This window comes from Bacteroides sp. 2201st1_D9_2201SCRN_220225, assembly GCF_040928965.1.
GTDB classification, from domain to species: Bacteria; Bacteroidota; Bacteroidia; order Bacteroidales; family Bacteroidaceae; genus Bacteroides; species Bacteroides stercoris.
Window position 1 is genome coordinate 35,900 of record NZ_JBCODG010000012.1, and the last position, 13,224, is coordinate 49,123.

Here is a 13,224-nt window from a genome sequence, read left to right on the forward strand (position 1 = left end):
GAGTCCGGAAAGCCGGATACGATGTCCGGTTTTCGTACTTTTATTATTACTAAGTTCAAGAGAATTTTAATTGGTCGGATGGTATTATTGCAAACGGAACAATTAGCTTCTAATGATATGCCTGTATACTAATTTTTACAAATAGTTATCAGGCAATGTCATCTATCAACATCGATAACTATTCATTTGTTTTATGAAAGTAAGTTTATTTTAATAGAAAAGAATGTTTTAACTTATTGAAAGTTGCCTGTCACAGGATATGGATGGTCCGGTTGTCGGTGCTGTTATTTCCCGTACAGCTTGTCAATCAAATCTTTTCGTCCTATCCGTCGCAGTTCATTGATAATATTTCTCCGTTCTTCGGGTTTGTACCAGAAGAAGAACTGACGTTGTGCCAATTTCTCGCGCTGGGTCTTGGCACTGAATACGGGTTCCAGTGTATAGGGGTGGAAACCAGTGTACCATGCTTCGGTAGCAACGGTCATGGGGGTAGGAGTAAAGTCCTGTACCTGTTCCAGATGAAAGTCCAGACGCTTGGTGATGACAGCAAGTTCCGCCATATCTTCTTCCTTGCAGCCGGGGTGGCTGGAGATAAAGTAGGGGATGAGCTGTTGTCTCAGACCTTCTTCGCGGTTGATACGGTCGAATATCTTTTTGAACTCTCCGAACTGGCTGAATGGCGGTTTGCGCATGATGCTGAGCACCCGTTCCGAGGTATGCTCCGGCGCAACTTTAAGGCGGCCGCTGACATGGCGAACTATGAGTTCGCGGGTGTATTCCTGCGTGCTTTTGTTGGTTTTGGGGTCTTTGCTTTGGTGCAGCAGCAGGTCATAGCGTACACCGCTGCCGATAAATGATTTTTTGATGCCGGGCAGACTGTCTACCGCATGATAAATATCGAGTAGCGGACTATGGTCTGTATTCAGGTTAGGACATACTTTGGGGTGGATGCACGACGGGCGTTTGCACTTCTTACACATGGCTTCATCACGTCCCCGCATCTTGTACATATTGGCAGAAGGACCGCCCAAGTCGCTAAGATACCCTTTGAAATCCGGCAATTCCATTACTGCCTTTACTTCTTTCAATATGCTTTCCTTGCTGCGGCTGACGATAAACTTGCCCTGATGTGCCGAAATGGTACAGAAAGCACAACCGCCGAAACATCCGCGATGAATGTTGACGGAGAACTTAATCATATCGTATGCGGGTATGCGTTTGCCCTTATATTTGGGATGCGGGAGACGCGTGTAAGGCAGGTCGAAAGAACGGTCGAGTTCCGCTTCCGTCAAGGGCGTATAAGGCGGGTTGACAACGACAGTTTGCCTGCCTACGGCCTGCAAGATACGCGAAGCAGCATATTTATTACTCTCTTCTTCGATATGGCGGAAGTTGGAAGCCTGTTTCTTCTTGTCTTTCAGACATTCTTCATGTGTGAATAGGGTGATATCTCCTTCTTGCGGCAGCACTTCTTTCGTAAGATAAGCCAATTGGGGGATGTCAAGAATCGGTTGTTGCTGTTTCAGTTTTCGTACAAGTTCCATAATGGGTTTTTCACCCATGCCGTATATCAGTGCATCGGCACCGCTGTCCACAAGGATGCTTGGGCGCACACGGTCTTGCCAGTAGTCGTAATGTGTCAACCGGCGCATGCTTGCTTCGATGCCGCCCAGTATGACAGGTACATCGGGGTATAGCTTTTTCAGTATTTGGGTATAGACAATCGAAGGATATTCGGGACGCATGTCCGGACGTGCGTCGGGAGTATAGGCATCATCGCTGCGCAGACGTTTGTTGGCAGTGTATTTGTTGACCATGCTGTCCATACAGCCTGCACTGACACCGAAGAAGAGACGGGGACGTCCCAGTTTCTTGAAATCCCGTAAGTCATCTCGCCAGTTGGGTTGGGGTATAATCGCCACACGCAAACCTTCCGCTTCGAGGATGCGCCCAATGACGGCTGCCCCGAATGACGGATGATCCACATACGCATCACCGCTGAACAAAATAACGTCCAGCTTATCCCACCCGCGAAGTTCCACTTCTTTCCTGGTTGTAGGCAACCAATCAGTCAGTCTGTACTCTTTCATGGGTGCAAAGATACGGAAAGTTTTAATTACTTACAGAATTGTACCAGCATTTCCTCTCCGTCATAAATCTCCCGGAAGCCGATTCCCTGTTCGGCAAGATACTCTTTGAGGTCATTAAAGGCGGTTGCATCGTCCATAATGATTTCCAGTTTCTCGCCTTTTCCGGCTTCGCACATGGCCTTTATGGCCGGAATAAGAGGACTGTACAGGTTCTGTCCGCGTGTGTCGATGGTTCTCATTTATTTTCTTCCTCTTCTATGGTTGTTTGTTGGGAAAGCCATTGCAGGTAGAGCTTGATAAGCTGCTGTAATCCGAAGGCTTTCATATTGTTGTGGTAGATAACATCGATGCAGAGGTCGAGCAGGTCTTTGCTGTCCTCTTCCTGGGCGGCGATGAGGGAACGGATATTCAGTTTGAGTTTGTCGAGCACGGTTTCGTCCACGATGCCGTTACTGTCGATGAGATGACGGAAGAGACCGTATTTTTCGATAGTGGCAAGGTTTTCTTCCGATATTTCCAAGTTGCGGGTTCCGCTGGGATTGGCTTGTATAGTGTACATGGCGTTAATGTTTTAATGGTTAATATTCAGTGATTCATATTTTCTGTAAAAGCAAAGATAAGTTTTTCACCACAGATTATACCTATTTCACCGGATTATTTATCAAGATTGCCGTTATTCTCTGTGTACACCTGCATTATCGGCGGAAAAGAAATGCAGAATGGATGCCATAACCGCTGTTCTGCCGGCTTCTTCCCGGATACTTTCAAAGGGAAATGACATGATGAATGTGCGGTAGTCGTTACCTTTATAAGCTACGGCAGTAGGAAGATTTCTCTCGGTATAGGTCATTACGGGAAAGGCGGTTGCCATAGGGCGGATACAATCGGGGGTCGTCACGGGATAAGCCCGTTCATTGGGCAGGCGGGGAATGCTGAGGATGCGCCCCAAACCTTGTATGCCGATATGTTCGCCGGATACCTGTAAGCTGCTGTCGAAACGGTATTTCAGGATGTTTTGGGTGAATTCCCGATTGCCTTGCGAGTCGTTCATGTCGCTGCCTATGTATGCACCGCTGACCAGTAGATTGCCGCCCGACCGGCAGTAAGCTGTCAAGGCACGCTGCATGGACGAAGAGAAAGTTTTGTAATAGGTTGCCCGTGACAGATTGCCGTCCGTCTTTTCCAGTCCCAGAATATAGTCTGCTATTGGATATTCTTCCAATGCTACACTACCGTTTTCTACGGCTTCGTCGCTGCATGAAGTAAAGCTGTAGCTGCCGACGGCCTGTATGGCTTTACCGTGTATAAAGGGATAGTCGAATGTGTTTCCGGTTATTTTTATCCCTTCGTATTCATTGCCGCTTTCTCCCAAACGTTTTCCGGCTTCTTTGCGGTCGAAATTCAGCTGGCTGCCGCAGAGTGATATATCATATAGATAAGGTACTCCGGGGTCTTTCGTCAAATCAAAGCCGGCTTCGTCGGGTGTGTTTATCACAGCAGGGCTACTGATACGGTCGAAACCGTTGATGATGAGAACGCGTGCTTTTTCGTGCTTGGACTTGTATGCGGCAAGGATTTCGGACGGGAAGCTTTCACCACCCCGGTTCACTGCCGTTACTTTGAAGGAATAGACGATGCCCGGTTCTATCTTCAGAGTGTGGAAAGGATTGCTTACGCGTACACCATTGTCAAATCCGCCTCGCCCGATGCGTGTATAGACAATGTATTCGCGGGGTGTGGCAGTCGGTTCCAACGGGTCATCCACTCCTTGCCAGGAAAGTTCCAGGGTATTTTTCTTCTTACCGAAGCGGACGGAGAAATTGTTGACAGGTAAGGGCTGTACGACGTATTCTTTATTATGCTGGGTACAGATATATTGCAGGATGGATTTGTATAGGGCACGACTTGCCGTGAACTTGAATTTGGGGTCGTGTCCCAAGCGCATGTCGGCAAAATTCTGGTGCGACAGAAGTTCTACGATTGTGGAAGGAACAGCAGGCAGGCGGGTCTCGCTATAGTTACGGTTCCACATGCTGCGGCGCGTCCAGTCTGCGTTGAAAGTGGAACGGATGTCCTGTTGCAGACGGGTGAGGAACAGGTCGGTAAGGTCGCGCGAAGCGTAGCGGTTTGTTCCTGCCGCTAACTTGCCATCGTTGAAATGGGTAGTGTAGATGCCGAGTGTACCTACAATCCGGTCGTCTGTCCTGAAACCCGCATCACTGTGCAGTGCCATACTCATCTCAAGAGGAACTCCCAATCCCGGTTCTTTGGGGTTGAATACGGAACCGCCCGACAGGTAGTTGATTGTACGCGAACGTACATTGATATCATCCGAAAGGTCGTTCTGTCCTTTGTATCCGGCATATACGGGGTAGGGCATACCGGCCCATTGAGCGGAATAACGCGCGCCTTCCAGATAACGGGGCAGACCGCTGACTTGGCCGCCGCGCGCAATGTTGCCCATACCACCGCCGAAGCGCACGGCATCGGAGCATACCACTCCTTTTTCCCGGCTTTCATTGCTCAATACTACCATGCCGTAGTCGTTGCTTCCTTTGTCGAAAGTAAAAGTGCCGAGATATACCCATGTGCCGCCGCCTATACGTTGGTTTACTTTAAACTCAGCGACACCGCCGTTATGGAATACAAGGTATTTGGCATCGCTCACGCTGTTGGGCAGGCTTTGATAGGAAACGTATACAGCATATTCTCCGGTTTCCGGGATGTCGGGAACCCACTCGGCAAAGGCTTTGTTTTTCTTCTTTTCAGTTTGTGCAAAGCGGGCTGTACCGTCATGAAAAGGATTTTCTCCTTCCGTGTAGATACGCTTCTGTTGTGCAAATCCAGGCAGAGCGGTTTTTTCCCACTGTGCTTTTCTGCTCTTTACCTCAAGATAGAGGGAGTTTGTGGTGTTCCGGTTGTCATCGTTGTCTACAATGATTTCCTGTTTTTGCGTGTCCCGTTCGCGAGGGGTGAATACGTTGGCTCCCGCATTTTCCAGCATCGGGATGAGGTAAGGCAGGATGAACGATTGTGTGAATTGGTCTTCGGAGGTACAGAACAAGCGCGGACGCTGCCAACCCCATTTGTCTTTGTTATTGATGTAGTATTTTCCGTGACTTTGCCACAGAGCGATATGGCGTCCCTCCAGTCCGCGGGTTATTTCAAAAGGACGGGATGTACGGGTCACCCAGGGAGCATCTTTATAGTGTATATCGGTAAACAGGCGGCTCTTGTCTTTTTTTCCGTTTCTGTATGTGTTGGGAATAAGTTCGTTGATGGAATATCCGTCTGTAAAGACAGTAATGTCGAAGTAAGTTACGGGACCCGGAAGAATTTCTTTGATGTTCCGGTAAATTCTGTTCACCGTTTCCGGCCGGAAGGGCTGGTAGGAGAATGTATTATCGGCATAGATGCGGATTGTTTTTCGGTGGAAATCGATAAGTACACTGTCGAGTCGGCATGTACCGATATTGACATTGACAGGGATATACGTTTGGAAAAAGGCCTGTAGCCGTTCCCGAACGGCCTGTTCTACGTCTTGTGAAAAGACAGAACCAACTCCTGCGAGCAGGAACAATATGGATAAATATAGTTTTTTCATGTCCGATGGTTAAGTACCGTACAAAAATACATAAAAAAGAGTGAGAAGTTCATCACTTCCCACTCTCTTGTTTCTATTTAGCAAACATTTACAGCGGAATGTATTCTACGAATGCTTCCATAGCTTCGTAGGATGCCAGACCCAGGCTGTCGTACAATGCAGCTGTACCGCGGTTGCGGTCTTCGCTTCGTTGCCAGAACAGACGTTCGTCGTTGCCCAGGAATGGTGCGCTCTCCATCTGGCTTTGGTGCTTCAGGATAGAGTTACGTTTCGCACGTAATTCTTCGGGACTGATGGGCACTGCCATTTCAATGTTCTCGATTTCCCATTCTGCCCATGCACCGCGATACATCCAGATGCGGCAATCTTTCAGCCATTTGGCTCCTTCTTCCTTTTCAAGGTCGATAGCTGCGAATACGGCATCCGTACAAACACGGTGTGTGCCGTGTGGGTCGGCAAGGTCGCCGGCAACGAAGATTTGGTGGGGTTTCACTTCACGCAACAGGTTGCGTACGATTTCCACATCGGCTTCGCTGATGGGGTTCTTCTGAATCTTACCAGTTTCATAGAACGGCAGGTCGAGGAAATGGCAGTGATCCAACGGGATATTATTATAGGTACATGCCGTACGCGCTTCACCGCGGCGAATCAGTCCTTTGATAGTCAGGATGTCGCGGGTGTCCATATCACCGTCTTTCTTATCTTTCAGATAGTTGCGGATTTCGGTGTACTTTTCGTTGATAACTTGGTCCTCACTGTTGTTAAAGAGTTGGTTGAAACCGTTGATGAAGTGCAGGAAACGGATTACCTCTTCATCGCCTACGGCAATGTTGCCGGAAGTCTCATAGGCCACATGTACGTCATGTTTCTGTTCTACCAGTCGGCGGATAGTACCTCCCATGGATATGACATCATCGTCCGGATGCGGAGAGAATACAATGACACGTTTTGGATACGGTTTCGCACGTTCGGGGCGATAAGTGTCGTCTGCATTCGGCTTGCCGCCCGGCCAACCAGTGATGGTGTGTTGCAGATCGTTGAAAATCTTGATGTTTACATTATAGGCAGAACCGTAGAGGGCAAGCAACTCACTCAGACCGTTTTCGTTATAATCTTTGTTAGTCAGTTTCAGAATCGGCTTTCCGGTCAGTTGGCATAGCCAGACGATGGCGCTGCGAATCAGTTTGTCGTTCCATTCGCAGGAAGTCACCAGCCAGGGACGTTGGATACGTGTCAGATTGGCGGCTGCCGAAAGGTCGATGGCGATATGGGCATTGTTATGGGTTTGAAGATAAGAGGCAGGAATTGTATCCGTTACGTTACCTTCCACACATTCTTTTACCATTTTGGCTTTTTCCTCACCCCATGCCAGCAGATATACTTTCTTGGCGGAGAGAATCGTGGCTACACCCATTGTTATGGAACTTACCGGTGTGCTTTCAATGCTTCCAAACATTTTGGATGCTTCGTTGCGTGAGTCACTGTCCAGCAAAATCAATCGGGTGGTGGAGTTCAGGCGTGAACCCGGTTCGTTGAAACCTATATTACCGACACGTCCGATACCTAATACAGCTATATCAATGCCGCCGAAACTTTCGATACGTTGCTCGTACAAACGGCAATATTCGAAAATAGTATCTTTGGCGATAGTACCGCTGGGACTGAATACGTTCTGCATGTCAATGTCTACGTGGTCGAGCAGCATTTCCTTTAAAGAATTGAGGTTGCTGTTCACAGCGTCTGAAGCCAACGGATAATATTCGTAAAGGTTGAATACCACTACATTGCGGAAACTCAGTCCTTCTTCTTTATGCATGCGCACAAGGGCCGAATAGACATTGCGCGGTGAGTTGCCGCCAGCCAGTGCCAATACACAGAAGCGTCCGGCCTTTTGCTTGTCACGAATCATCTGTGCGATGTCCAATGCAATTTGGTTGGCTCCTTCTTCGGGAGACTCGTAAATGTCTGTCGGAATTTTCTCGAGACGTGTCAGTACCGATCGCTCGAAAGCGTTCTCCGGTCTGTAGTACCTGGGGGATACTCTGTTCAGAGTAATTTGAGAACTAAGATTGGTTTTCATACAATATTTGGTTATTAATAAATGATTAAAGCTGTTCGCTTGTTCAAAACTTAACAAAAATACGAAAAACAAAGTTCATCCGCATGATGTTGGGATAAATTTTATGATAAAGTATCGGTTTCAGGCACTAATTTACCCATTGCCCATACTGCTCTAATCTTCAAATCTTCGTCCATTACGATAATATCGGCATCTTTCCCTTTTTGGAGCGAGCCTTTACGGTCGTATACACCCATGATGCGTGCCGGTGTTTCGGATACCATTCGTGCGGCGTCTGCCAGAGGTATATCGGCTTTCTGCACCATTGTACGTATCAGCCGGTCCATAGTAGCCACACTGCCGGCAAGGGCGGAGTGGTCCGCAAGCTTACAGACTCCGTCTTCAATGATGACACGCGGGTCGAAAGCTTCTTTGCTGTCGCTGGCCGCACATGCCAGGGCATCGGTGATGGCGCACATCCGTTCCACACCTTTTATCTTGTAGACCAGGCGCAGGATTGTGGGCGGTACATGGATACCGTCGGCTACAACTTCCACAGTCATGTCGTCCATGAGGTAAATGCTCTCCACAGTGCCTTCGTATTTGTATTCACGGCGTTTGTGGAATCCGGGCATTGCATTATAGAAATGTGTAGCATGTGTGTATCCGGCTTCATAGGCTGTACGTATGTCCTCAAATTCGGCTTGTGTATGGGCTACCGAAGCCAAAATGCCTTTTCCGGTGATATATTTTCCGAACTGCATGGCTCCGGGTAATTCGGGAGCAGCATCCCAACGCTTGATGCAGTGCCAGTTTTCCACGATAGGAATGTATTCGTTAGGGTCGGGATTCTTGATGTTCTCGGGCATCTGTCCGCCTGCCATCGCCATGTTCAGATAGTGGCCTTCGAGGTGCAGACCCAGTATAGGACTGTCTTTTTCCGCCATCATCTTCGTACAAGTCTCTGCCGCCTGTTCAATCATCGGTACGGTAGAAGAGGACAGAGTAGGGAATATGCTGGTAGTTCCGTATTTCATGTGGGTTTGGACCGCACCGCGGAAAGCGTCTTCGGTACATTCCATAAAATCGCGTCCGCCACCGCCATGTGCATGGATCTCTACACCGCCGGGCAGTACATACATTCCTTTTACATCAATCAGTTGTGCACCGATAACGGCGAGGTCGCAATTGGTTACTTCTAAAATTTTTCCGTCTCTGATGAGTACGGAACCGTCCTTGAGCCAACCTTGAGGGGTCAGAATACGTGCGTTGATAAGTTGAGTCAACATAGGATTTAGGGGTTAGTGTTAATAAATTAAATGTTTCAGTCGTCAGACATTATTTCAAAGGACAAAAATAACTACTTTTTAGGTAAGATGCACTCCATACATTTAGGTATTTCTATTAAATACTCTAAAATTTAATACGTAATGTTTAAAGAAATACCTGTTTAATATCTTTTAATCAGGATGATGGTAAGCGGGAATTTTATTTTCGTTATTTTGTTTTACTTATGATAAACTTAATAAAACGATGGATTATGAAAACATGGAAAGTAGAAGCGGCTATTATTGCCGTTGGTATGGTACTGCTGGGAGTGATAATTAAATGGGGTATAAATGATTTTATAGATAAAGAACGTATTGTCAGTGTAAAAGGGTTGGCTGAGATGGAAGTTCCTGCTGATAAGGTGATATGGCCCTTGATGTATAAAGATATAGGGAATGATCCGTCGCTGCTTTATGCCAATATGGAACAGAAAAACAAGGCAATTGTGAAATTTTTGGAAAGCAACGGCATTGCTAAGGAAGAAATCAGTATTGCCCCTCCGGAAGTGATAGATATGCAGGCCGAACGCTATGGAAATCGTGATATTGCTTATCGGTATAATGCTACATCAGTCATTACGGTTACTTCAAAAAATGTAGATAAGGTACGGAAACTGATGTCGGAACAGGCTGAACTGTTGAAACAGGGTATTGCCATCAGTGGAGGTGATTATCGCTATAATGTGGTGTATGAATTTACAGGCTTGAATGATGTGAAACCGCAAATGATAGAAGAAGCTACGAAAAATGCCCGTGCCGCTGCCGAAAAGTTTGCAAAAGACTCAGACAGTAGCCTGGGTAAGATACGGAATGCTTCGCAGGGACAATTCTCCATATCGGACAGAGATGCCAATACGCCTTATATTAAAAGTATACGGGTAGTGACTACCGTGAATTACTATCTGAGACGATAGTGAATGAATCCGCATCTTTCCATGCCGGAAATTTGTTTCTGAATTCTTGTAGTGCGGAAAGTTCAAGAGTAGCCGTAGCTGTTCCTTCTTCATGGTCGGGCACTTGAATCTGCATTTCACCTTTGTATGAGTAGATTGCGCTGCCGCCGTTATAGGAGAAGCTATTACTGTCTTTACCGATACGGTTTACACCGCAAACGTAACTGATATTTTCCAATGCCCGTGCCTGTAAAAGTATGTCCCAGACTTTACGTCGGGGTACAGGCCAGTTGGCAACGTAAATCAGGAGGTCGTATTCATTGCCTGTATTCCGGCTCCATACCGGAAAGCGCAGGTCGTAGCAGACGAGTAGCAGTATATTCCAACCTCGATACGGAATTATGATACGACGGCTGCCTGCCGTGAAATTATCTGTCTCGTTGCCCATGCGGAACAGATGTCGTTTATCGTAAAAATAAGCTTCCCCTTCGGGAGTGAGGAAAAAGGCGCGGTTGTAATAGGTAGAGTTTTTGTAGGATGATGGATTGCTTTCAGATGAAACAAAATTCTCTTCACAAGCTATATAGCTTCCGGCAATAGCTATCTGATATTCTGAAGCCCATTGGCGTAGTGTTGTAATTGTATTACCTGTTACCGGCTCTGCCAATGTGTCGGTGTTCATGCTGAAACCGGTAGAAAAGGTTTCCGGTAAAACAATAATCTCCGTCGCTCCGCGAAGAGCTTCCAGCTTTTCGCGAAGACGGCGAAGATTGTCTTGTTTATTCTCCCAAGCAATATCCATTTGTAGGATACTGACACGCAGTTGGTTCATTTTAGTAAACAGTTGCTATCGGTTGTCTTTTAATTTATTCCAACGGAGAAATTCTCAGGAATCTTTCCGCGAAAATCTTTAAAATAGAGCTTTATTTCATGCATGTCCTTCTCAAAGTCTCCTGTTGGCATTATTGCCTTGGTGGAAGTTATAGTCTTGGTAGGATAATCTATACCGATAAGCATGATAGGAACTTGTGCTTTCAACGCAATGAAGTAAAAACCTTTTTTCCAGTTAGGGTTGGATTTGCGCGTACCTTCCGGAGTAATGGCTAAATGAAACAGTTTGCTTCCGGCAAATCTGTTTGCCATCTGGTCTACCAAAGATGTGTTCCGGCTTCGGTCTACCGGTATGCCGCCGATGGCTCTGAATATCAATCCTAAAGGAAAAAAAAACCACTCTTTCTTCATCATAAAGCTGGTTTTTCGTCCGATGGCACCATAAAACAGTTTGCCGATAAACAAATCCCAGTTGGATGTATGTGGCGCTGCACAAATGACACATTTGTCATAGTTGGGCACTGTTACATTTGTTTTCCAACCTAACAGGCGATAATAGATAAAACTATATAGTCTTTTCTTCATTCTTATTATTTAAGTTTGCCGATAGCTTCAATGATTGAGTCTACTTTTGCATTAAAATCAGAACGGAATTTCTTGTAGTAACCTTTTACATTTCCCGGTTCGGTATGGCTGATACGGCTGATGAATTCATCTTGCATTTTCAGAATTTCACCCATTAGTTCATCAGCTTTCTTCTTGTCTGTTCCGGGTACATACAGACTGTTCATAAGGCATTCGGCGAATAATTCACCGGCAATATAATTGACGTTCTTTTTCAATGCTTTTCTACTTGCCATAATCTTTACTTTTTATGTGAATGAATAGTGTTATTTTCGGTAAAGATAGTGTTTTTCTTCATGAGTTGAGTGAAAAAATGAAAATTTATGTGTTTTTAATGAGAAATAGTTCGTGGAATAATTCTACATTTGTGGAGATTTTCTACAATGTGAGTGTGGAAAGCAGGTGGAATATTACTACTTATATATATGTTCATGTCTGATAACTAAACTATTATATAATAAAGAATACCCTTTGTCCTGCTTTGGCATTGCGTTTGCTTTGAAATGGGAAATAGGGTTAAATTAAATAAACAAACAAGCATGAGACTATTTTTTACAAAAAAAGAATTAAAGCTGAGAAAGAAACGGGTGATAATGATGATAGCCTGCATGACAGTGCTGCTTGCCGGTTATCTGATATTGACTTGGCCCAAGAAAATTCAGCCGGAATTACCTACTGTTATTGTAGAACCTGCCGAAGTGGGTGATGTGGAAATTTTTGGTGAGTATGTAGGTCGTATACGTGCACAACAGTTTGTGGAAGTCCGTGCACGTGTGGAAGGCTATTTGGAGAGTATGCTTTTTGCCGAAGGGACGTATATAACTAAAAACCAGGTTTTATTTGTTATCAATCAAGACCAATACCGTGCAAAGGCTGACAAGGCTCGTGCACAGTTAAAGAAAGATGAGGCGCAGGCGTTGAAAGCCAAACGGGATTTGGAACGTATTCGTCCTTTGTATGCACAGAATGCTGCCAGTCAGCTGGATTTGGATAATGCGCAGGCTGCTTATGAAACGGCCGAGGCTTCTGTTGCTATGAGTCAGGCCGATCTGGACCAGGCGGAATTGGAACTGGGGTATACCATTGTGCGTTCTCCGCTATCAGGGCATATCAGTGAAAGAAATGTGGACTTGGGAACATTGGTAGGTCCCGGGGCTAAATCATTGCTTGCTACCATAGTAAAAAGTGATACGGTATTGGTAGATTTCAGCATGACCGCATTGGACTATCTTAAAAGCAAAGAGCGCAATATAGAGATAGGCCGTCAGGATTCTACCCGCTCTTGGCAGCCTAATATCACGATTACTTTGGCTGATAATACTGTTTATCCTTACAAAGGTTATGTCGATTTTGCAGAACCGCAGGTTGACCCGCAAACCGGTACGTTCTCCGTTCGTGCCGAAATGCCTAATCCGAACAGAGTATTGCTGCCCGGACAGTTTACGAAAGTAAAACTGTTGTTGGACGTACGCGAAGGTGCTGTGGCAGTTCCTCAAAAGGCCGTTACCATTGAGAAAGGTGGTGCTTATATATATGTAATGCGCCGCGATTCGACAGTTGAAAAGCGCTTCATTGAATTAGGACCTGAGTTTGGTAACAATATGGTTGTTGAACGCGGACTGGCGGCAGGAGAGCAGGTAGTGACGGAAGGTTTCCATAAACTTACTCCGGGAATGAAAGTGCGTGCACAAGCAGCTGCTCCCAAAAAGGAAGATGAGCAGCCGGCAGATTCTTTGAATAAGAAAGCCGCTTCTGAGAATAAAGAAAAGGATAAGAATCTCTCAAAGTAAAATAA

General features: G+C 46.0%; 11 protein-coding genes. 2 read left to right on the plus strand and 9 right to left on the minus strand.

Annotated elements, in window-relative coordinates; genetic code table 11:
• Positions 1–284 precede the first annotated feature (284 nt).
• The 6 genes from AB5903_RS05815 to nagA form a co-directional block, all read right to left on the minus strand.
• A complete protein-coding gene (locus tag AB5903_RS05815) occupies positions 285–2,090 on the minus strand; it encodes a YgiQ family radical SAM protein (RefSeq protein WP_368117685.1) in 1,806 nt (601 codons plus the stop codon).
• A gap of 26 nt (positions 2,091–2,116) precedes the next feature.
• Positions 2,117–2,329 carry a sulfurtransferase TusA family protein gene (locus tag AB5903_RS05820; RefSeq protein WP_005654881.1) on the minus strand — a complete coding sequence of 71 codons (213 nt, stop codon included), beginning with the start codon at positions 2,327–2,329 and terminating at the stop codon, positions 2,117–2,119.
• A complete protein-coding gene (locus AB5903_RS05825; protein WP_005654882.1) occupies positions 2,326–2,649 on the minus strand; it encodes a hypothetical protein in 324 nt (107 codons plus the stop codon). The genes AB5903_RS05820 and AB5903_RS05825 overlap by 4 nt, the downstream gene beginning before the upstream one ends.
• Before the next feature lie 114 nt (positions 2,650–2,763).
• Positions 2,764–5,694 (minus strand): xanthan lyase, encoded by a 2,931-nt coding sequence (locus tag AB5903_RS05830; protein ID WP_368117686.1) that lies wholly within the window; start codon positions 5,692–5,694, stop codon positions 2,764–2,766.
• A gap of 88 nt (positions 5,695–5,782) precedes the next feature.
• On the minus strand, positions 5,783–7,774 hold the full coding sequence (locus AB5903_RS05835) for a glucosamine-6-phosphate deaminase (RefSeq protein ID WP_005654884.1): 1,992 nt from the start codon (positions 7,772–7,774) through the stop codon (positions 5,783–5,785).
• A 101-nt stretch (positions 7,775–7,875) separates the two neighbouring features.
• Positions 7,876–9,042 (minus strand): N-acetylglucosamine-6-phosphate deacetylase, encoded by a 1,167-nt coding sequence (gene nagA, locus AB5903_RS05840; RefSeq protein ID WP_005654885.1) that lies wholly within the window; start codon positions 9,040–9,042, stop codon positions 7,876–7,878.
• A gap of 251 nt (positions 9,043–9,293) precedes the next feature.
• Here nagA and AB5903_RS05845 point away from each other — a divergent pair, with 251 nt between their 5' ends.
• Positions 9,294–9,995: an SIMPL domain-containing protein gene (locus AB5903_RS05845; protein WP_016661332.1), complete on the plus strand. Its 702-nt coding sequence runs from the start codon at positions 9,294–9,296 to the stop codon at positions 9,993–9,995.
• On the opposite strand, the gene AB5903_RS05850 is transcribed toward AB5903_RS05845, so the two are convergent.
• The 3 genes from AB5903_RS05850 to AB5903_RS05860 are packed head-to-tail and all read right to left on the minus strand — an operon-like array spanning position 9,967 to position 11,665.
• Entirely contained in the window at positions 9,967–10,806 is an 840-nt protein-coding gene (locus AB5903_RS05850) for an amidohydrolase (RefSeq protein WP_005654887.1), read from the minus strand. The two genes, AB5903_RS05845 and AB5903_RS05850, sit on opposite strands and share 29 nt — an antisense overlap.
• 29 nt (positions 10,807–10,835) lie before the next feature.
• A complete protein-coding gene (locus AB5903_RS05855; RefSeq protein WP_005654888.1) occupies positions 10,836–11,390 on the minus strand; it encodes a 1-acyl-sn-glycerol-3-phosphate acyltransferase in 555 nt (184 codons plus the stop codon).
• 5 nt (positions 11,391–11,395) lie between these two features.
• The gene (locus AB5903_RS05860) at positions 11,396–11,665 is read right to left on the minus strand and encodes a hypothetical protein (protein WP_005654889.1); all 270 of its coding nucleotides are present in this window, start codon (positions 11,663–11,665) and stop codon (positions 11,396–11,398) included.
• A 303-nt stretch (positions 11,666–11,968) separates the two neighbouring features.
• On the opposite strand from AB5903_RS05860, the gene AB5903_RS05865 reads away from it, so the two are divergent.
• Positions 11,969–13,219 carry an efflux RND transporter periplasmic adaptor subunit gene (locus tag AB5903_RS05865; protein WP_040315804.1) on the plus strand — a complete coding sequence of 417 codons (1,251 nt, stop codon included), beginning with the start codon at positions 11,969–11,971 and terminating at the stop codon, positions 13,217–13,219.
• Positions 13,220–13,224 lie beyond the last annotated feature (5 nt).

What these genes read in the sequence shown, in the direction of transcription:
- AB5903_RS05815 (WP_368117685.1), bottom strand. Translation starts at nt 2,090, where the DNA reads ATGAAAGAGTACAGACTGACTGATTGGTTGCCTACAACCAGGAAAGAA.
- AB5903_RS05820 (WP_005654881.1), bottom strand. Translation starts at nt 2,329, where the DNA reads ATGAGAACCATCGACACACGCGGACAGAACCTGTACAGTCCTCTTATT.
- AB5903_RS05825 (WP_005654882.1), bottom strand. Translation starts at nt 2,649, where the DNA reads ATGTACACTATACAAGCCAATCCCAGCGGAACCCGCAACTTGGAAATA.
- AB5903_RS05830 (WP_368117686.1), bottom strand. Translation starts at nt 5,694, where the DNA reads ATGAAAAAACTATATTTATCCATATTGTTCCTGCTCGCAGGAGTTGGT.
- AB5903_RS05835 (WP_005654884.1), bottom strand. Translation starts at nt 7,774, where the DNA reads ATGAAAACCAATCTTAGTTCTCAAATTACTCTGAACAGAGTATCCCCC.
- nagA (WP_005654885.1), bottom strand. Translation starts at nt 9,042, where the DNA reads ATGTTGACTCAACTTATCAACGCACGTATTCTGACCCCTCAAGGTTGG.
- AB5903_RS05845 (WP_016661332.1), top strand. Translation starts at nt 9,294, where the DNA reads ATGAAAACATGGAAAGTAGAAGCGGCTATTATTGCCGTTGGTATGGTA.
- AB5903_RS05850 (WP_005654887.1), bottom strand. Translation starts at nt 10,806, where the DNA reads ATGAACCAACTGCGTGTCAGTATCCTACAAATGGATATTGCTTGGGAG.
- AB5903_RS05855 (WP_005654888.1), bottom strand. Translation starts at nt 11,390, where the DNA reads ATGAAGAAAAGACTATATAGTTTTATCTATTATCGCCTGTTAGGTTGG.
- AB5903_RS05860 (WP_005654889.1), bottom strand. Translation starts at nt 11,665, where the DNA reads ATGGCAAGTAGAAAAGCATTGAAAAAGAACGTCAATTATATTGCCGGT.
- AB5903_RS05865 (WP_040315804.1), top strand. Translation starts at nt 11,969, where the DNA reads ATGAGACTATTTTTTACAAAAAAAGAATTAAAGCTGAGAAAGAAACGG.